The sequence below is a fragment of the Microbacterium sp. M3 genome, from assembly GCF_033548675.1.
GTDB classification, from domain to species: Bacteria; Actinomycetota; Actinomycetes; order Actinomycetales; family Microbacteriaceae; genus Microbacterium; species Microbacterium arthrosphaerae.
In genome coordinates this window covers 1-18,941 of record NZ_JAWTZT010000009.1, presented here as the reverse complement: position 1 = coordinate 18,941, position 18,941 = coordinate 1, and the positions used below count along the sequence as shown (strand labels likewise).

Genomic DNA, 18,941 nt, shown 5'->3' with positions numbered 1-18,941 from the left:
TGCCCCAGATCGCCGTCAATCCCCAGACCGGAGACGTCTACGTGGGCACCGACCCCGAAGACGACTACTGGCCCTGGCTCGAAGAAGACCCGCAGGAGTACGAGATCGTCGACGGCGTGCTGGAGGGCACGGCCGAGGGCGGCTACCTCCGGCTGGACGCCGACTCCGAGATGCTCATGCTCTCGAACACCGAGGGCGTCGGCGAGGCGGACTGGGTGCGGCTCTACCAGCAGCAGGGCACCGGGTTCGACGTCGAGGCCGAGTCGTGGCTGTCGCCCGACTACATCGGATCGCTGTACGCCGGCGCCGAGATCCTCGTGCTGCCGGGCGACGNGGTTCGACGTCGAGGCCGAGTCGTGGCTGTCGCCCGACTACATCGGATCGCTGTACGCCGGCGCCGAGATCCTCGTGCTGCCGGGCGACGAGGACGGACTCCTGTGGTTCGGGGCGTCGCTCACCGACTGGACGGCGACCGTCACGAACCCCGAGGTGGTGCCGATGGGCGAGACGGCCACCGGCCAGGGCAACGCGGTGCTGATGTACGAGGGCGAGGCACTGAGCGGCCGCTTCCGGCACACCGGTACCGGACTGTTCCTGGTGGCGGCGGTCACCGTCGGCGACTGGCAGAGCCTGGTCAACGACGTCGACGATGTCGACGTCCGCGCGTCCTGGCCGCCGAGCGACCGCGTCGTCTTCCAGATCGAGTCCGACACCGGCGACGGCACGTGGAGCATCGAGCTCGACACCCCCGCGGGCAGCACACCCCCTGCTTCGACGCCGGCGCCCACGCCGACGCAATGACGAGACATCCGATCCCCCAAGGAGCTGACGTGACGTTCGCCGACACCCTCACCGAGTCGTTCAAGGCGCGCCTGCCGCTGCTGTACATCGAGACCGGCGAAGAGGTGCGCGCGATCGCCGCGATCGCGGACGCCGCCGAGACGCAGCGGCACCCGCGGGCGCTGTGGACCTGGACCGCGGCGCTCGGCCTCATCGGGCCCGACGGCAAGGCGGTCGCCAACACCGCCAACCCGGCGCGGGCGCTGCAGCACCTCGCGGGCGTCGACACGCCCAGCGTGTTCGTGTTCTGCGACCTGCACGCGTACTTCGGCAGTGAGCACCGCGCGGGCGACCCGGCGCTCGTGCGCACCGTCCGCGAGACGGCGCTGGAGTTCCGGCACGGCGACGTGTCGCGCACGCTCGTCATCACCGCCCCGGTGCGGGTCATCCCGCCCGAGCTCGAGGAGGTCACGCACCTGCTCGACTTCCCCCTGCCGACCGCGGCCGAGATCCGCGAGCTGCTCGAGACGATGATCGACAACAACGCCTCGGGCGGCGGGCGCATCCGGGTGGATGCCGACGACGCGGCGCGGGAGCAGCTGGTGCACGCGGCGCTCGGGCTGACGATGGCGGAGGCCGAGAACGCGTTCGCGCGCGCCATGGTGAACGACGGCAGCCTGTCGGCCCAGGACGTCACGGTCGTGCTCGACGAGAAGCGGCAGGTCGTCCGCAAGTCGGGCGTGCTGGAGTTCGTGCCGTCCGAGATCGACCTCGACGACGTCGGCGGTCTCAACAACCTCAAGCGCTGGCTGTCACGCCGTGACGGCTCGTGGCTCGGCAGCGCCCGCGAGTACGGCCTCCCCGCGCCGAAGGGCGTGCTCATCACCGGCGTGCCCGGCTGCGGCAAGTCGCTGACCGCGAAGGCCACCGCGGCGTCGTGGGGGCTGCCGCTCCTGCGCCTCGACATCGGCCGCATCTTCTCCGGCCTCGTCGGCTCGAGCGAGCAGAACCTGCGCACCGCCATCGCGACCGCCGAGGCCGTCGCCCCGTGCGTGCTGTGGGTGGACGAGATCGAGAAGGGGTTCTCGAACACGACAGGCCAGGGAGACTCGGGCACGACCGCGCGGGTGTTCGGCACGTTCCTGACGTGGATGCAGGAGAAGCGGCATCCCGTGTTCGTCGTCGCCACCGCGAACAACATCGACGCGCTGCCGCCGGAGTTCCTGCGCAAGGGGCGCTTCGACGAGATCTTCTTCGTCGACCTGCCCACGGCCCACGAGCGCGAGGTGATCTGGCGTCTGCAGCTGCGCTCGCGCGCCACGGACGCCAACGGGCTCGAGGCGGTCGCCTCCGACGACGCGGCGATCGCCGCCCTGGTCGCCGCCAGCGAGAACCACTCCGGTGCCGAGATCGAGCAGTCCGTCGTGTCGGCGCTGTACGAGGGGTTCACCACGCGCGGCGAGGTGACCGCAGAGGTCGTGCGGCACGTCGTGGATACGATGATCCCGCTCGCGGTCACGCAGGCCGAAGAGGTGCAGCGCATCCGCGCGTGGGCGACCGAGCGCGCGGTGCGCGCGACGGGCACCGAAGACCTCGACCCCGCCGAGCTGACCGGCGCGGTCACCGAGGGCGCACTCTCGTCGCGCCGCGGCGGACGCACGGTCGACTACTGAGGACGGAGAGATCATGGCGAAGCAGCTCGTGGTGAGGCTCCGCGCCGACGGCACCGTCGACGCCGAGACGATCGGCATGCACGGGCCGGAGTGCCTCGACCACATCGAGGCGCTCGAGGCCCTCCTGGACGCCGAGACGGTCTCGTCCCGATTCACCGAGGACTACACGACCGCATCGGTCGCGGGAACGACCGAGGTCGAGACCGAGCAGTCGGACCGCACCCGATGACCACGGTCGTCGCTCAGTCGGCCGGTCACGGCGGCGCCGACTCGCCGCTCGGCACCGTCTGCCCGCCGGCGCGGCCGGCGGAGACCCTCCGCTGGTCGCGGTTCCTGGCGGCCACCGAAGCCGAGGGGCCGGGGGTCCGGTCAGCCGTCTGGCTGCAGGGCTGCGCCGTGCACTGCCCGGAGTGCTTCAACCCGCAGCTGTGGGCCGACCGCGGCGGCCGCGTCACCGGCACCGCCGCGATCGCAGCCGACTGGGCCGAGCGCGCGCTCGCCGCGGGAGCCGAGGGCGTGACCCTGCTCGGCGGCGAGCCCTTCGATCAGGCGGCGGCCGCGGCATCCGTCGCCCGCATCTTCGGCGCGGCGGGCCTCGGCGTCATGACGTTCACGGGCTACCCGCTCGACCGGCTGACCGCGTGGGCCGACGCCGGGCGCGACGACATCGCGGCCCTGCTCGCCGCGACCGATCTGCTATGCGACGGCCCGTACCTGCGCGACCTGCCCGACATGCGCCGGCCGTGGGTGGGCTCGCGCAACCAGGGCATCCGCGCGCTCGGCCCGCGGTATGCGACCGAGGTGAGCCGGATCGCCGCCGCCGGCGGGTCCGACCGGCTCGAGGTGCGGATCGACCGCGACGGCACCGTCGCGGTCAACGGATGGGCGACGGATGCCGCGATCGCGGCGCTCCTGGACGACCTGGGTGTGCGCGCCGACAGCCCGGCCCAGGTGGCTGCGGCACAGGAACGAATGAGAGCGGAGGCCGCGCGATGAGCGTGTCGTTGATCCTGATCCCCGCGGCACTGGCCGCCGTCACCGCGATCTCCGCCGCGGGCGGCATCGGCGCCCTGTCGCAGGTCGGCGGTGACCGCGAGGTCGAGCGCGACATCGAGGTCGAACGCGCCGAGGCCGAGGGGCCGCGCCCCGTCTCGGTGCGCACGCGCATGAAGGACCCCGACCTGCTCGGCGACGCCCTACGCGACATCGGTGCGACTGCGGTCACGCAGAGCGACGCCGACCTCACCGCTGTCATCGACGGCGTCGAGCTGGCGATGACGCGGTCGCCCGAGGGCGTGTGGGCGGCGCACTTCCGTCGCGCCGACGGCCTCGAGCTCGCCGAGACGGATGCCGCAGCGCTCGTCGAGCGGCTGGACGCCGCCTACGCCCTCCGGGTGCAGCAGACCGTGGCGTCGCGGATCCGCGAGCGGGCGGCGTCCGCGGGCTTCGAGCTGGTGTCGGAGACGCGCGACGACGACGACACCGTCACGATGGTGCTCGACGTGAAGGACTACGCATGAGCAGCTCCGTGCGCGCGACGTCGGCGAACGACATGCCGAGCGTCGGCTGGATGCTCGGGATGAGCTCGTGGATGCTGCTGACCGTCATCCCCGGGCCGATCCTCACGTGGCTCGGGTTCTCGATCATCGGGGTCGCCTCTCGCAGCCGCCGCCTCATCATCCTCGGCGTCGTCTGGGGCGCCACCGCCATCCTCGTGAGCCTCGACATCTGGGGCCAGTGGCAGGCGCTCGCCCGCGCAGTCGTGTACCTGGCCGGCATGGTGGTCGCTCTCGCGGTCAACCCCGGCTGGCTGCGCACGATGTGGCAGCGGCGCGTCGAGGGCGGGGTGCAGCGTTCCACGGCCTCTCGCACACGCGAGTCCACCTGGCACCGCGCCGCCACCGGCACCGACGACAAGGCTGCGGGCGCGACCAAGACCGCGTCGGGCTCGTCGCGGAACGCCCGCCGGCGGGCGGCCCGGGCCGCCGCGGCCCAGGCGAAGGCGAAGGCCAAGGCCGAGGCCGCCGCGAAGGCCGAGGCCGACGCCGCTGCGAAGGCCGAGGCCGAGCGCGCGGCGAAAGCCGCGTCCCCGTCGGCCCGCGAGGCCGCCGCGCTCGCCGCGTCGGCCGGCGCGTCGGCGGCCGACCTGCTGGACTCCGGTGACCCGGCACCCCCCGCCGAGCCGGTCGACGTCAACACCGCGACGGCGGCCGAGCTCGAAGACCTGCCCGGCATGACGCGCACCCGCGCGCGGCGGGCCGTGAAGGAGCGCGACGAGCAGGGCGGCTTCACCTCCCTCGAGGACTTCGGCGAGACCGTGGGCCTGCAGCCGCACGAGATCGTCCGGCTGCGCCGCGTGGCCACCTGCTCGCCCCGCCCCCGCGGCGAGCGGCGCTTCGGCCGCCGCGTCGACTTCTGAGGGGACGGATGCCGCAGCCCGCGGCATCCGTCCCCCACCTCGTCGTGTGAACCCCTGCGCCGGGGCTGCGGCATCCGTCGTCCACGCGTGAGTGAACCGCAGGCTGGAGGCTGCGGCATCCGTCCGCCGCGCTCGCGGCACGCGCGACGACGCCCGCCCCGGTGACCGGAGCGGGCGTCGATGCGTCAGGCCGAGGGGGCCCCGCTGCTCAGAGCTTGGCGTCCTGGCGGGGGATGAAGACCTGCTTGATGATGAGCAGGATCGACGCCGTCACCGGGATCGCGACGAGCGCGCCGAGGAGGCCGAGCAGCGTGCCGCCGACCATGGCGCCGATCACCACGAGGGCGCCCGGCACCGAGATCGCCTTGTTCATCACCTTCGGGGTGAGGACGTACGCCTCGAGCTGCATGTAGATCAGGTAGATGATCGCGAAGATCAGGGCGGGCAGCCACCCGGTGAAGAGCGCGATGACCGTCGCGGTGATCCAGTAGAGCACCGAGCCGATGAGCGGGATCAGGGTGATGAGGAAGGCGAGCACACCCATGAGCGCCGGGAACGGCAGGCCGAGGAACAGGTGCAGCAGGAAGGCCACGATCGAGTTGCAGAAGGCGAGCACCACCATGCCCATGAGGTAGGCGCCGATGGAGTCGGTGATCTGCTCGGTCATCGCCGCGGCCTTCTTGCGGTTGCGCGCCGCGACGAAGCGGTTGAAGGCGACCTTCATGTTGGGAAGGCCGGCGAGGAAGTACAGGCTCAGCACCAGCACGATGATGAGACCCGAGATGGTGGTGCCGACGCTGACGGCGAAGTTCACCACGCCGCCGCCGATCTTGGCGAGGTTGGCCGGGTTGGTGAGGAACGTCTCGACCTGGTTCGTGATGTCACCCACCTGGGAGCCGAACGTCGAACTCAGCCACGAGTACAGGTCGGACTTCTGGAAGTTGCTGACCGTCTGCGGCAGATCATTGATGAACGCGCTGATCTGCTTGATGAGGGTCGGCACGACGAGCAGCAGGATCCCCGTGAGCACCAGAGCGAACGCGGTGTACACGATGACGATGGCCCACGGCCGCGAGACGTTGTGGCGTCCGAACCATCGCACCACCGGGTCGAGTCCGAGCGCGGCGAAGAGCGCGAACACGACATAGATGATGATCGTCGAGAGGTTCCAGAACGCCAGGCCCAGCGCGACGGCGGCGAGAGCGCCGAGCGTCGCGACGAGTCCCAGGCGGAAGGGGCTGTTGAGGTTCGCCCAGAAGGTCTTGCCCGCGGGTGCCTCGCCCGTGAAGACGGGCTCCGCATCGTCCGCGGCCACCGGCTCGGTCAGGCGCGCGGTCGCCTGGCTGTCGGTCCCCGCCTCCGGCGCGACGGACAGGGACTCGGCGGCCTCGGCTTCGGTGGCGCCGACGGAGGGCGAAGCGTCGTTCATGGTCACACTCTAGGGGCGCGGGTCCGGCGGGACGAGGCTGTGGCGGCAAGATCACTCTGATCGTGTGAGGCCGGACCACGACAGAGCGGTCCGGCGCCCTCCGGTATCGTCGAGGAGGCGAGGAGGACCCCCATGACCGAAGACCCCACGGCGACGCTCGCGCGACTGCGCAGCAGCATCGACAACATCGACGCCGCGCTGGTGTATCTGCTCGCGGAGCGCTTCAAGGCGACCAAGCAGGTCGGTCAGCTGAAGGCCGAGCACGGCATGCCGCCGTCCGACCCGGCCCGCGAAGAGCAGCAGGTCGCGCGGCTGCGCACCCTGGCCGAGCAGGCCGACCTGGATCCCGCCTTCGCCGAGAAGTGGTTCAACTTCGTGGTGGCCGAGGTCATCCGCCACCACGAGGACTTCCGTGAGGGCAACGGGGCGGCCGCGAGCCGCTGAGCGCGCCATGCGACTCGAGCACCTCTACCGCCTGCGCTTCTCGTACCCCGACGGCTGGGCGGTCGAGCTCGAGGGCGGCTGGCAGCAGCACCTGTACTTCGCCGACGGCGTCTGCGAAGGAGCCCTGACCGGCCGCTTCCGCGCCGCGAACTTTCCGCTGCGACGCACGGCCGAGGGGCCGTTCCTTCCCGACCTGCGCGGCGTCGTCGAGACCGACGACGGCGCGACCGTCCTCGTCGAGTGCCGGGGCTACGGCCGCGCGCAGCCGGCCGGCGCGCGCCAGGTGGTCGGCTCGGTGCTCCACGTCAGCGACCATCCGTCCTACCGCCGGCTCAACGACGCGGTGTGCGTGTGCGTCGGCGAGGTCCGGGCGCGCGACGGAGACGGCCCCGAGCTCGTGCTCGACGTGGCCGAGGTGATCTGGGAGCCGATCGCCCCGTAGCCGCCGCGTCATGAGATGACGGATGCCCCGACCCCGCGCAGTGCGCGTGGCCGAGGCATCCGCCTTTCGGGGTCGAAGCCTGACCCCGGGGACGCCCCTACGGGACGGTCTTGCGCAGGGTCAGGAACGAGACCCCGGCAAGCACCGCAGCGAGCAGCAGCCCCCAGAGCGACATGCCGACGGGGCCCTGCTGGCCGATCCAGGCGAAGACCCGGTCCCATGCCTGGAGGAGGCCGACGTACCACATGAGCACCACCAGCAGGAGCCCGATCCCCACGAGGACGATCGTGAGCCACAGGGGGCCGAACCGCTTGTAGATCGTCGCGGCCCAGAAGCCGAGGACGAAGATGAGCATGGCGACCGAGAAGTAGAAGAGCCCCGTGACCTGCACGCCGTCATCGGAGATCCCGGGGATCACGAAGAACCACCCGTTGATCCCCCACCCGTTGGTCGCCAGCTCGACGAGGCCGCCGACCATGAACACGGCCGCGAGGATCGCCGACGTGATGGCTGCCGTGAGCAGCGTGCCGAGGTAGAACTCGCGCCTCGTGACGCTCAGCGCCTGCGAGAACGGAAAGGTCAGGGTCAGCGCCTGGATGCCGACGACCATGAAGTACCAGAGCGGGGCCTGGGCGCCCATGCCGTAGATCGTGTCGGTCACCCCCGAGCTTGCGAGGATCGCGTAGATCGCGAGCGAGATCGCGAACGAACCCGCGAGGACGAGGAGCGGAACCCAGATGTAGGTCTGCTTGTTCACGAGCTGGAGGCGAACGACGTTCAGCGTGCGGTTCATCGGAGCGCTCCTTCTTCGGCGGACGCCGGATCGTCGACGGTGTCGCCGGTGACGTGGCGGCCGGCGTGCTGGGTCATGCGCACGATGAGCTGCTGCAGCGACACGGCTCCGACGTCGAGGCCGGCCTGGGCGAGCCGGGCGCGGTCGCCGGGCGTGAGGGTGCCGAGCACGGTCACGGACGAGACGCGGCCGAGGCTCTCGCGGTGGATCACCTCGTGGCCCGAGACGAACGCCTCGACGGCGGCCGTGTCGCCCACGATGGTGGCCGCGCGGTCGCGTACGGCATCCGTCGACTCGTCCATGATGATCCGGCCGCCGTCGATGACGAGCACGCGTTCGATGAGGTTCGACACCTCGTCGATGAGGTGACTCGACAGGATGATCGTGCGCGGGTGCTCCGCGTAGTCCTCGAGAAGCCGGTCGTAGAAGATCTGCCGGGCGACCGCATCGAGCCCGAGGTACGGCTCGTCGAAGAAGGTGATCTCCGCCCGGCTCGCGAGCCCGATGATCACCCCGACGGCCGAGAGCTGCCCGCGTGAGAGCTTCTTGATCGCCTTCTTCATCGGCAGCTGGAAGTCGTCGATGAGACGGTCGGCCAGATCCTGATCCCATTTGTCGAAGAAGAGCCTCGCCATGCGGAACGCGTGCCGAGGCGTGGCGTCGTCGGGATACTTCTGGCTCTCGCGCACGAAGCACATGCGAGAGAGCGCCTTGGCGTTCTCGTACGGGTGCATGCCGAACACCCGCACGTCGCCGCTGGTGGCGAAGTTCTGCGCCGTCAGGATCGACATGACGGTCGTCTTGCCGGCCCCGTTGCGGCCCAGCAGGCCGTAGATGGTGTTCTTCTCGATCGTGAAGCTCACGTCGTCCACTGCGACCACGTCGCGATAGCGCTTGGTGAGGTGCTCCACTTCGATGACGGGCGTCCCGGTCGTCATCGTGCGTTCCCTTCGATGTCGGCGGCCACGGAGGCGCGGTCGCGGATGAGCAGTGCCAGGTCGTCGGGCCCGAGCCCGAGCTTGCGGGCCTCGGCCAGCAGCGGGTCGACGAAGCGGTCGGCGAACGCCGCGCGGCGCTCGCCCACCAGGCGTTCTCGCGCGCCCGCCGCGACGAACATGCCGATGCCGCGCCGCTTGTACAGCACGCCCTTGTCGGTGAGCATCGCGATTCCCTTCGCCGCGGTGGCGGGGTTGATCCGGTAGAAGGCGGCGAGCTCGTTCGTCGAAGGCGCCTGGGCCTCTTCGGCGAGCGAGCCGTCGATGATCGCGTCCTCCACGCTCTCGGCGATCTGGAGGAACAGCGCCTTGCCCTCTTCGATCACGACCACCTCCGCTTGATCGGTCAGTTACTTGACTAAGTAACCATAGAACGTTGGATGCCGCAACCCGCGTTCGCGCGACCCGCCGGGACGCCGAGCCACGGCGTTCCGGCCGAGACATGGGGCCTCGCCCTCGGGCTCGGCGGGCAACTCCCTATCTCGACGCGCCGGTCCCGCGTGGCCGGCCCCGGTGGCCGAACCACGGCGTTTCGGCCGAGACGCGGGACCTCGCGCTCGGGCTCGGCGGGAATCCCCTGTCTCGACGGGCGGGCCCTGCCGGCCGGGGCGGGGACGTCGAACCGCCGCGTTCCCGTCGAACCACGGCGTTCCGGCCGAGACATGGGACGTCGCCCTCGGGTTCGGCGGGAATCCTCTGTCTCGACGGGCGGACCCTGCCGGCCAGGGCCGTCCCGGCCTGCGCGGGTGGCCTGATGCCGAGCCGGGACGTCGAACCGCCGCGTTCCCGTCGAACCACGGCGTTCCCGCCGAGACACGGCGTTCCGGCCGAGACATGGGACGTCGCCCCCGGGCTCGGCGGGAATCCCCTGTCTCGACGCGCGGACCTCGTCGGGCCGGGGCGGTCCCGGCCGGCGCGGGTCGTGCTATTACGCGTGCGCGAGCTACCCAAAGGGCCAGCGGCTGTCGAATTTGCGACCCATGCGGCCGCATGAAACGGTGGATGAGGCCTGTCATGGGCCGCATCCCGACCAGTCCGCGGTCTCCGGTGACGCCCGAGCGTCAGACCGGTGAGCGTATGGTCGGCGGACGTGACGGCGGATCCGACATCCGCCGCGGGGACGTCCGCCACCCGGGCGTGACCGCTGCAGCGCCCTCTGCCGGTGCTGCCGAGGTGCACTGTGTCCACTCCCACTGCGAATCCGCCCGCCGTCGAGGCGCGCAACCTGTACAAGGTCTTCGGCCGCAACCCGAAGGCCGTGGTCGAGCGCCTGCGTTCCGGCGAGTCCCGCTCCGATGTCGCCGACGCGGGCAGCGCCGCCGTCATCGACGCGAGCTTCACCGTCGAGCGCGGGGAGATCTTCGTCATCATGGGGCTGTCCGGCTCGGGCAAGTCCACGATCATCCGCATGCTCAACGGCCTGCTGCCTCCCACCGCGGGCGACGTGCTCGTGCAGGGGCAGAGCGTGACGCGCGCGTCCGCCAAGGCGCTGCGCGGCATCCGTCAGCGCTCGATCTCGATGGTGTTCCAGCACTTCGCGCTGCTGCCGCACCTGTCGGTGCTCGACAACGCCGCCTACGCGCTCGAGATCCAGGGCGTGGGGCGCGACGAGCGACGGGCTCGCGCCCGCGAGATCCTCGACCGCGTCGGACTCGGCGATCGCGCCGACGCGATGCCCGACGAGCTGTCGGGCGGCATGCGCCAGCGCGTCGGCCTCGCCCGTGCCCTCACCGCAGGCACCGACATCCTGCTGATGGACGAGGCGTTCTCGGCCCTCGACCCGCTCATCCGCCGCGAGATGCAGGAGCAGCTCGTCGAGCTGCAGCGCGAGCTCGGCCGCACCATCGTGTTCATCACGCACGACCTCAACGAGGCGATGTTCCTCGGCGACCGCATCGCGGTCATGCGCGACGGGCGCATCGTGCAGAACGGCACACCCGAAGAGATCCTCACCGATCCCGCCAACGACTACGTTGCGCAGTTCGTGCAGGACGTCGACCGTGCGCGCGTGCTCACCGCCGGCTCGGTCATGGCGCCGCCCGCGGCCACGACGCCCGTCAGCGCCGGCGTGCGCGGCGCGCTGCGCGTCATGCGCGACCAGCAGGTGGGCGCCGTGTCGGTCATCGAGAACCGCCGGTTCCTCGGCACGGTCACCGACCGCGCCGTCATCCGGGCGGTCAAGGACGGACGCACCGACCTGCGCTCGCTCGTGCGCGCCGGCCGACCGGCGGTGCACGTCGACGACCCGCTCACCGACGTCGTCGAGCGCGCCGTCGAGAGCCCGCTGCCCGTCGCCGTGATCGATGACGCGGGCCGGCTCGTCGGGACGATCCCGCGCGTCACGCTGCTCGCCGCCCTCGGCGATGTGCCGCCCGTCACGCGCGAGAACCCCGTCATCGACCTGCCCGCGACCGTGCCGGCGAGCGAGATCGCGCAGACGCTCGCGGTGGTCGACGACCGTGCCGGCGCCATGGCGCCGGCCGGCAGGGCGGCACCGCCCACGCGGGTCGCGGCATCCGATCACCGCCCCGTCACGGAAGGAGCCGCGCGATGAACGATCTCTTCCGCCTTCCGCTCGGCGCGGTCGTCGAGACCGGCGTCCGCTGGGTCATCGACGCCTTCAGCGCGGTCTTCGACACCCTCGCCGTGGTCTTCGGCGGCCTCTACGACTGGCTCGACGCGGCGCTGTCGGTTCCGCCGTTCTGGGCCGTGATCCTCGTGGTCGCCGCGTTCGCCTACTGGTCGAAGGGGCTCGTGCTCGCCGTCGGCAGCGCCGTGGGGCTCCTCGTCATCGTCGCGATCGGCCAATGGGCCAACGCGATGGACTCGCTCGCCCTGGTGATCCTCGCGGCGGCCGTCGCGATCGTGATCGCGGTGCCGTTGGGGATCTGGGCGGCGCGCAACGACCGCGTGTCGGCGGTGCTGCGCCCCGTGCTCGACTTCCTGCAGACGATGCCGGCCTTCGTCTACCTCATCCCCGCGATGCTCATCTTCGGCGTCGGCCCGGTGCCCGGCATGGTCGCCACGATCGCCTTCGCGCTGGCTCCCGGCGTGCGGCTCACCGAGCTCGGAATCCGCGGCGTCGACCCCGAGATCGTCGAGGCGGGCCATGCCTTCGGTGCGACCCCCGGTCGCATCCTGCGCCAGATCCAGCTGCCGCTCGCGATGCCCAGCATCATGGCCGGCGTCAACCAGGTGATCATGCTGAGCCTGTCGATGGTCGTCATCGCGGGCATGGTGGGCGCCGGCGGCCTGGGCGGCGAGGTGGTGCAGAGCCTCAGCCGCATCGACATCGCCCTCGGCGTCGAGGCCGGCCTGTCGGTCGTCATCCTCGCGATGATCCTCGACCGCGTGACCTCCGGCTTCTCCGCGCCGCGGCCGCGTCCGGCCCGCGCAGCGGCATCCGCCGACTCGGGCGCGGCCGCCGACGCCGACCGGCCCGCCGACGCCGCCGGGAGCGAGGTGCGCAGACCCAGCGCGGACGAGCCTGCCGGGGCCACGGCATCCGATTCCCCGCGCGAGCGGACCCCCGAGACCGCGAACGCCTGAGCCGAGGAGGACACGACATGACCATGCGACGCACCATCGCCGCCGGGCTGGCGCTCGCCGGCACCGCCGGACTGCTCGTGACCGGCGCGGTCACGCAGCTGAGCCCGGCCGACGCGGGCGACCGCGCGATCAGGATCGCCGTCTTCAACGGGTGGGACGAGGGCATCGCCGCGTCCGAGCTGTGGAAGTCCGTGCTCGAGGACGAGGGCTACACGGTCGAGCTCGTGTACGCCGATCCCGCGGCCGCGTACACCGGCATCGCGCGAGGCGACTACGACCTCACCCTCGACACCTGGCTGCCGCTGACGCACGCCGACTACATGCAGACCTACGGCGATGATCTCGTCGACCTCGGCGCGTGGAACGACGAGGCGAAGCTCACGATCGCCGTGAACGAGGACGCCCCCGTCGACTCGCTCACCGAGCTCGCGGCGAACGCCGAGGTCTTCGGCAACCGGCTCGTCGGCATCGAGTCGGGCTCGGGCCTGGTCACTGTGACGCAGAACGAGGTGATCCCCGGCTACGGCCTGGAGGGCATGGAGTTCGTGACGTCGTCGACGCCCGCGATGCTCACCGAGCTCGAGGCGGCGACGGATGCCGGACGCGACGTCGCCGTGACGCTCTGGCGCCCGCACTGGGCCTACAACGCGTTCCCGCTCAAAGACCTCGAAGACCCCGACGGGCTGCTCGGCGACGCCGAGGGCATCCACACCGTGGGATCGCAGGGCTTCGTGGACGACTTCCCCGAGGTCGCCGCGTGGCTCGAGGACTTCCGCATGGACAACGAGCTGCTGTACTCCCTCGAGGACGCGATGTTCGGCGAGTACGACGGCGACGACTACGCCCCCGTGGTCGACGAGTGGATCGCCGGCAACCGGGAGTGGGCGGACGCGCTGACCCGCTGACCGGGGCGCCGACCGACCGGTCCGTCGATCCCGGTCGTTGAGCGTGGGAGCGGCAGCGACCGAGACGAAACGCCCCGGCGCTCCCGCAGGCCACAGCCCCGTCTCGGCACGCTGCGGCCGGGGCACCGAATAGGGTGTGGGCATGAGCGTGGCCTTCGTCCTGGGCGGCGGAGGTGTCCGCGGGGCCGTCGAGATCGGCATGCTCCGGGCACTGCTCGAGCGCGGCATCCGTCCCGATCTCGTCGTGGGGACCTCGATCGGCGCGATCAACGGCGCGCTGGTGGCGAGCGACCCGTCGCCCGCCGTGATCGACCGCCTGCTCGACGCCTGGACCTCGCCCGAGGCGAACGCCGTCTACGGCGACTCGCTGTTCGCGCAGTTCACGCGGCTCGTGAAGACCCGCACGCACCTGAACTCGCCCGCGCCGCTGCGGCACCTGCTCGAGCGTGCGCTCGGCGCCGGCACCCGGTTCGAAGATCTGCCGGTGCGGCTGCAGGTCGTCGCCGCGAGCATCGAGCGCGCCGCCGAGCACGTGTTCGCGTCGGGCCCGCTCGTCGAGGCGATCCTCGCCTCGGCCTCGGTGCCGGGGCTCCTGCCACCGACCCGCATCGGCGACGAGCACTTCATCGACGGCGGCATCGTGAACTCCATCCCGATCGCGCAGGCGGTGGATGCCGGGGCCACGACGGTCTTCGTGCTGCAGGTCGGTCGCATCGAGACGCCGCTCGTGGCCCCGCGCTCGGCGGTCGAGACGGCCCGCGTCGCGTTCGAGATCGCCCGGCGCCATCGGTACGCGCGCGATCTCGCGACCTTGCCCGAGGGGGTCGACCTGCACGTCCTGCCGAGCGGCGGCGGCCCGGACGACGACGACTCGCTCATGTCGTACCGGCGGATGGACACCGTCCGCGCGCGCATCGACGCGGCCTACGACGCGAGTCGCGCGTTCCTCGTGGATCGGGGACTGGGCCCGGACGGTGCAGGCGGCGCGGACGGTGCGGGCCGGGAGTCCGGCCCAGACGGCGCGTCCGGCGCGGACGGCCCGGACGCAGCGGGCGGCGCGGAGGGTGGCGGCTGATGCGCATGCCGCCCACCTGGGTGCGCCGCATCCTCCTCGCCCCGTTCGTCATCGTCGCCGCACTGGCGATGCTGGCGCTCACCCCGATCTGGCTGCTCGTCGCCCTCGCGCTCACCTCGCTCGTGCCCGGGCGGTTCCGGCTGCCGCGCGTGCTCTGGCTCGTGACGGTCTACCTGCTGTGGGACGCGATGCTCGTCCTCGCCCTCTTCGGGCTGTGGATCGCGTCGGGCTTCGGCTACGCCCTGCGCCGGCCCGGCTTCGTGACGGCGCACTACCGCCTGGGGGCGTGGGCGCTGCGGCTCCTCTTCTGGATCTTCGGCGGCGTGCTGCGCCTCACGATCACCACGACCGGCTCTGACGAAACGGATGCCGCAACCGGCCGCGCCGCCTTCGACGAGCTGTTCGCACCCGGCACCCCGCTCGTGGTCGCGAGCCGCCACGGCGGGCCGGGCGACTCGTTCATCCTCATCCACACGCTTCTCAACGAGGTGGCGCGGCGGCCGCGGATCGTCCTCAAGTACACGCTCCAGTGGGACCCGGCGATCGACATCCTGCTGCACCGGATCCCGGCGCGGTTCATCGTGCCCTCCGGCTTCGGCCGCGTCCCGCGCGGCGGCGGCGTGCGCGTCGAAGAGGCGCTGGCCGAGCTGGCGCGCGACCTCGGACCCGAAGACGCGTACGTGATCTTCCCCGAGGGCGGCAACATCAGCCCCGCGCGGCGTCTCTCGCGCATCCAGCGCCTGCGCGACGCGGGTCGCGAGACGATGGCCGAGCGCGCCGAGGCGCTGCGGCACGTCATGGCGCCGCAGCCGGGCGGCGTGCATGCCGCATTGGATGCCGCACCCGACGCCGACGTCGTCTTCATCGCGCACACGGGGCTCGACCGGCTGGTCACGCTGCGCGACATCTGGCGCGAGCTGCCGATGGACAAGGGCATCACGATGCGCGCGTGGCGCGTGCCCCGCGCGGAGATTCCGGACGACCTCGACGCACGTGCGGCGTGGCTCTTCGACTGGTTCGCGCGCATCGACGACTGGATCGACGAGCACCCCGAGCTCGGCTGACGGCGGCTGCCGCGGGCCGGCCGGTGGGGGCGTTTCGTCTCGCTGCGCTCGCTCAATGACCGGAGGCAGGGGTTTTCCCGGTCGTTGAGCGAGGGAGCGCAGCGACCGAGACGGAACCGCCGCGACCCGGCGCGCAGCTCTCCTCCGGTCGCGCCCCCGCGTTTCGTCTCGCTGCGCTCTCTCAACGACCGGGGCAGGGGTTTCCCGGTCGTTGAGCGAGGGAGCGCAGCGACCGAGACGGAACCGCCGCGACCCGGCGCGCAGCTCTACTCCGGTCGCGCCACCGCGTTTCGTCTCGCTGCGCTCTCTCAACGACCGGGGGCAGGGGTTTCCCGGTCGTTGAGCGAGGGAGCGCAGCGACCGAGACGGAACCGCCGTGACCCGGCGCGCAGCTCTACTCCGGTCGCGCCACCGCGTTTCGTCTCGCTGCGCTCTCTCAACGACCGGGGCAGGGGTTTCCCGGTCGTTGAGCGAGGGAGCGCAGCGACCGAGACGAAACGGCAGCGACCCGGCGCACAGCTCTACTCCGGTCGCGCCGCCGCGTTTCGTCTCGCTGCGCTCGCTGAACGACCGTGGCCCAGGCGGGTACGGACGCGGTCGGCGGTCAGCGGTGGGGCTTGGGGTGCGTCACGCGACCGGGCGCGTCGCCGTTTCCCCGCGACGGCACCGGCCAGGGCGCGGCGGCGGGTGGCGTCGTGCTCGGGCGCTTCGGAGCGGGGAGCGGCTCGGGCTCGGCGACCGGCGCCGGTTGCGAAGGCGGGGGAGCAGTCGCAGTCGTCGGGGCTGCGGCATCCGTCGTCGAAGGCGAGGGCCCCAGCTCGAGCATGACCTTCTTCTCGAGCACCTCGATCGCCTCATCCGACAGCGAGAGCAAACCGTCGAGCTCTTCGCGGACGCGGCGGTACGCGAGCTGGCGCTCGGCGGAGGTGGCGGCCTCGTCGACTGCGACCGTCAGCAGCTTCTTGGCGGTCTCGAGCCGCTTGCGCTCGACCTCGGTGAAGCTCGAGTCGCGGATGCGCCGTGCGTCGCGCTCGGCGACGTCGAAGGCGACCTCGAAGTCGGCGACCGCGTTGCGGTACTCGGCGAGCTGCTCCTTCGAGAGCCGCGCCTTCGGCGAGGCCGGGCGCAGTCCGTCGGCGATGCGCTTCGCCCGCAGGAACGCGGCGGTGAGCGGCTGCCGCCCGTCGCTCATGGCGGGGAAGGCGATGATCTTCGCGACGTCCAGCTCGTACTCGAGCCATCGTGCCGTGACGGCGTCGTGCGTGGCGAAGAGCCGCTCGAGCTGCGTCGCGTGGGTCTCGCGCGCGGCCGGCTCGGGCACGGCAGTCGCTCCGGTGATCGGAGGGAGGGATGCCGCGGCCACGGCCTTTCCTCGGGCCGCGGCCTGGGCGGCCTTCAGCTCGGCCTTCGCGTGCATCACCTCGAGGCGGCGCTTGTGCCGCAGACGGGCACCGCGCTCCCAGGCGCTGCCGACCCACCCGATGACCCCCATGAACGGGAAGACGAGCCACCAGTAGTCGCCGATGAAGGCCCAGACCTGGTCCACCCTGTCATGCTAACGGGCGCGGGACGCCGCGCGTCGGGCTCAGGGCACCCTGCCAGCGGGTGGCTCCTGATTGCGAGGAAGGGGCATGCGCGCGATGAGCGCCGGCAGCCGGTCGGCGAGATCGGCGATGGCGACTGCTGCCGCCGAGATGCCGGCCGCCGCCGTCGCACCGGGCGATGCTGCACGAGCGGCACCGGGGACGCCCGCCTGCCGCTCGGCCTCGTCGAACGCGGCCGTGAGATCTTGCACGGCGAGGCGGTACTCCACGTACTGCTCGGGAGTGACGCGATCGCGGAGCGTCGGCCGCTTCGCCAGGGCCTCGCGCTGCGCACGGAGGAACACGACGGTGGCCGGATGCCGCGAGTCGGTCATCTGCGGATGCGCGAGCGCCTTGTCGACGTCGGTCTCGTAGGCCAGCCATCGTGCGTTCACCGCGTCGTGAGCGGCATACAGGCGCTCGATCGGCAGCGGGTCATGGGCGGAGGAGGCGCGGTACTGCGAATACCCCGCCTTGACGCGCGAGCGGCTCGCGCGGAGCTCGAGTGACGCTGTCTTCTCGGCTTGCTTCGCGACCTGCAGCTCGCGCCGGGCGTCGTACGCGCGATGCGCCGGCTGCGACTTCGAGGTCATGACGTCGGCCTGCGCCGTCCGTACCCGTGCCTTCGCCGCCACCAGCGCGCGGTAGGCCAGCGACTCCTCGTGGCGCGCGGCATCCAGCTCGAGCCGGCGGGCCCGCCGGACGCGTGTCGTCAGACCGGCATAGGTCGCCGCCCCGGCACCCGCAGCAGCCGGGGCGATCCACCACCAGGTCGACACGATCAGGAGGATCGGCTCCACCCTGCCCATGCTAATCGCGATATAGCGCGGTTGTCTCCGGGAGTCTGCTGAGCGCCGGGCTCAGTGGCCGCCGATCTCCATGGTGCCGCCATGCCGGCGCCGGTCGGTGGCGTCGTACATCGCCTTGCCAGGCCCGGGGCCCGGCTCGCCCGGCCGCGCCTGGCGGGTGTCGTACGTCTCACGGGGCGGCGACACGAAGTGCTTCACACGCGTCCACAGCGACGGCTTCCCGGTCATGTGCGTCCTCCTGGCCCGAGGCTAGCGGAACCGGACGCGCGAGGGAATCAGCCGAAGAGCAGCGCGAAGACGGTGGCGCCGCCGCCGACGAGGATCAGGGCGACGATCGTCACCCACGCGACGATCTTGACGCGCCGCTGCCGGGTGTCGTTGAAACCGCTGTACTCGTCGTCTTCCGCCGCCATGCCGTCCATCCTATGCGCGGGTCCGGCGCGCGTCCCGGCGCCCGGAGGCTCGGCACGACCGGCGTCCGCAGGTGGTCGTGCCCTGTGCAGGAGGCGGGGGCGGCTTCGGGTCCTATGTAAGCCCTGTTCGCCTGCGGAAGGCCGTGGCGGGTGCGGCCGCAGCCGACCTCCGTCGGGGGCCAGGGCGTCCGCAGGTGATCGGGCCTTGTGCAGGAGCCGGGGGTGGCTTCGGGTCCTGTGGAAGCCCTGTTCACCTGCGCAATGCGGGTGCGGCCCGCTGCGGCCGACCTTCGGCCCGGGGCTCGGGGCGTCCGCAGGTGACCGGGCCCTGTGCAGGAGCCGGGGGCGGCTTCGGGTCCTGTGGAAGCCCTGTTCACCTGCGCAATGCGGGTGCGGCCCGCTGCGGCCGACCTTCGGCCCGGGGCTCGGGGCGTCCGCAGGTGACCGGGCCCTGTGCAGGAGCCGGGGGCGGCTTCGGGTCCTGTGGAAGCCCTGTTCGCCTGCGCAACGCGGGTGCGGGCCGCCGCGGCCGACCTTCGGCCCGGGGCTCGGGGCGTCCGCAGGTGAT

Annotated in this window: 21 protein-coding genes; 13 read left to right on the top strand and 8 right to left on the bottom strand. The window is 71.8% G+C overall.

Annotated elements, in window-relative coordinates:
- The first annotated feature begins 408 nt into the window (after positions 1-408).
- The 6 genes from R8Z57_RS17305 to R8Z57_RS17280 are packed head-to-tail and all read left to right on the top strand — an operon-like array spanning position 409 to position 4,872.
- Entirely contained in the window at positions 409-801 is a 393-nt protein-coding gene (locus R8Z57_RS17305; RefSeq protein ID WP_318355031.1) for a hypothetical protein, read from the top strand.
- A gap of 29 nt (positions 802-830) precedes the next feature.
- Complete coding sequence (locus tag R8Z57_RS17300) at positions 831-2,453, top strand: AAA family ATPase (protein ID WP_318355030.1); 1,623 nt, start codon at positions 831-833, stop codon at positions 2,451-2,453.
- Positions 2,454-2,466: 13 nt separating this feature from the next.
- Entirely contained in the window at positions 2,467-2,682 is a 216-nt protein-coding gene (locus R8Z57_RS17295; protein WP_318355029.1) for a DUF2997 domain-containing protein, read from the top strand.
- Positions 2,679-3,449 carry a 4Fe-4S single cluster domain-containing protein gene (locus tag R8Z57_RS17290; protein ID WP_318355028.1) on the top strand — a complete coding sequence of 257 codons (771 nt, stop codon included), beginning with the start codon at positions 2,679-2,681 and terminating at the stop codon, positions 3,447-3,449. The genes R8Z57_RS17295 and R8Z57_RS17290 overlap by 4 nt, the downstream gene beginning before the upstream one ends.
- Positions 3,446-3,973: a hypothetical protein gene (locus R8Z57_RS17285; RefSeq protein ID WP_318355027.1), complete on the top strand. Its 528-nt coding sequence runs from the start codon at positions 3,446-3,448 to the stop codon at positions 3,971-3,973. Before R8Z57_RS17290 ends, R8Z57_RS17285 begins: the two co-directional genes overlap by 4 nt.
- Positions 3,970-4,872 (top strand): helix-hairpin-helix domain-containing protein, encoded by a 903-nt coding sequence (locus tag R8Z57_RS17280; protein ID WP_318355026.1) that lies wholly within the window; start codon positions 3,970-3,972, stop codon positions 4,870-4,872. The genes R8Z57_RS17285 and R8Z57_RS17280 overlap by 4 nt, the downstream gene beginning before the upstream one ends.
- Positions 4,873-5,080: 208 nt before the next feature.
- Here R8Z57_RS17280 and R8Z57_RS17275 read toward each other — a convergent pair whose 3' ends face one another.
- Positions 5,081-6,301, bottom strand: coding sequence for an AI-2E family transporter (locus R8Z57_RS17275; RefSeq protein WP_318355025.1), 1,221 nt, complete (start codon positions 6,299-6,301; stop codon positions 5,081-5,083).
- Between the two features lie 132 nt (positions 6,302-6,433).
- Here R8Z57_RS17275 and R8Z57_RS17270 point away from each other — a divergent pair, with 132 nt between their 5' ends.
- Positions 6,434-6,745: a chorismate mutase gene (locus tag R8Z57_RS17270; RefSeq protein WP_318355024.1), complete on the top strand. Its 312-nt coding sequence runs from the start codon at positions 6,434-6,436 to the stop codon at positions 6,743-6,745.
- A gap of 7 nt (positions 6,746-6,752) precedes the next feature.
- Positions 6,753-7,187 carry a hypothetical protein gene (locus R8Z57_RS17265; protein WP_318355023.1) on the top strand — a complete coding sequence of 145 codons (435 nt, stop codon included), beginning with the start codon at positions 6,753-6,755 and terminating at the stop codon, positions 7,185-7,187.
- A gap of 97 nt (positions 7,188-7,284) precedes the next feature.
- On the opposite strand, the gene R8Z57_RS17260 is transcribed toward R8Z57_RS17265, so the two are convergent.
- From R8Z57_RS17260 to R8Z57_RS17250, 3 genes are read right to left on the bottom strand one after another with little or no spacing between them, the layout of a single operon-like run.
- Entirely contained in the window at positions 7,285-7,980 is a 696-nt protein-coding gene (locus R8Z57_RS17260) for a hypothetical protein (RefSeq protein ID WP_318355022.1), read from the bottom strand.
- Entirely contained in the window at positions 7,977-8,918 is a 942-nt protein-coding gene (locus tag R8Z57_RS17255; RefSeq protein ID WP_318355021.1) for an ABC transporter ATP-binding protein, read from the bottom strand. Before R8Z57_RS17255 ends, R8Z57_RS17260 begins: the two co-directional genes overlap by 4 nt.
- Positions 8,915-9,301 (bottom strand): GntR family transcriptional regulator, encoded by a 387-nt coding sequence (locus R8Z57_RS17250; protein WP_318355020.1) that lies wholly within the window; start codon positions 9,299-9,301, stop codon positions 8,915-8,917. Before R8Z57_RS17250 ends, R8Z57_RS17255 begins: the two co-directional genes overlap by 4 nt.
- Before the next feature lie 854 nt (positions 9,302-10,155).
- Here R8Z57_RS17250 and R8Z57_RS17245 point away from each other — a divergent pair.
- From R8Z57_RS17245 to R8Z57_RS17225, 5 genes are all read left to right on the top strand, one after another.
- Positions 10,156-11,529 (top strand): glycine betaine/L-proline ABC transporter ATP-binding protein, encoded by a 1,374-nt coding sequence (locus R8Z57_RS17245; RefSeq protein ID WP_318355019.1) that lies wholly within the window; start codon positions 10,156-10,158, stop codon positions 11,527-11,529.
- Positions 11,526-12,524, top strand: a complete 999-nt coding sequence (locus R8Z57_RS17240; protein ID WP_318355018.1) for an ABC transporter permease — start codon at positions 11,526-11,528, stop codon at positions 12,522-12,524. Before R8Z57_RS17245 ends, R8Z57_RS17240 begins: the two co-directional genes overlap by 4 nt.
- A gap of 17 nt (positions 12,525-12,541) precedes the next feature.
- Positions 12,542-13,429 (top strand): glycine betaine ABC transporter substrate-binding protein, encoded by an 888-nt coding sequence (locus R8Z57_RS17235; RefSeq protein WP_318355017.1) that lies wholly within the window; start codon positions 12,542-12,544, stop codon positions 13,427-13,429.
- Positions 13,430-13,571: 142 nt separating this feature from the next.
- A complete protein-coding gene (locus tag R8Z57_RS17230; protein WP_318355016.1) occupies positions 13,572-14,504 on the top strand; it encodes a patatin-like phospholipase family protein in 933 nt (310 codons plus the stop codon).
- Positions 14,504-15,568, top strand: coding sequence for a 1-acyl-sn-glycerol-3-phosphate acyltransferase (locus tag R8Z57_RS17225; protein ID WP_318355015.1), 1,065 nt, complete (start codon positions 14,504-14,506; stop codon positions 15,566-15,568). Before R8Z57_RS17230 ends, R8Z57_RS17225 begins: the two co-directional genes overlap by 1 nt.
- A 604-nt stretch (positions 15,569-16,172) precedes the next feature.
- Here R8Z57_RS17225 and R8Z57_RS17220 read toward each other — a convergent pair.
- Genes R8Z57_RS17220 through R8Z57_RS17205 form a run of 4 tightly spaced genes read right to left on the bottom strand, consistent with a single transcriptional unit; the run spans position 16,173 to position 18,373 of the window.
- The gene (locus tag R8Z57_RS17220) at positions 16,173-17,114 is read right to left on the bottom strand and encodes a hypothetical protein (RefSeq protein WP_318355014.1); all 942 of its coding nucleotides are present in this window, start codon (positions 17,112-17,114) and stop codon (positions 16,173-16,175) included.
- Between the two features lie 39 nt (positions 17,115-17,153).
- Complete coding sequence (locus R8Z57_RS17215) at positions 17,154-17,951, bottom strand: hypothetical protein (protein ID WP_318355013.1); 798 nt, start codon at positions 17,949-17,951, stop codon at positions 17,154-17,156.
- A 60-nt stretch (positions 17,952-18,011) separates the two neighbouring features.
- Positions 18,012-18,188, bottom strand: coding sequence for a hypothetical protein (locus R8Z57_RS17210; protein ID WP_318355012.1), 177 nt, complete (start codon positions 18,186-18,188; stop codon positions 18,012-18,014).
- 47 nt (positions 18,189-18,235) lie between these two features.
- On the bottom strand, positions 18,236-18,373 hold the full coding sequence (locus R8Z57_RS17205; RefSeq protein ID WP_318355011.1) for a hypothetical protein: 138 nt from the start codon (positions 18,371-18,373) through the stop codon (positions 18,236-18,238).
- Positions 18,374-18,941 lie beyond the last annotated feature (568 nt).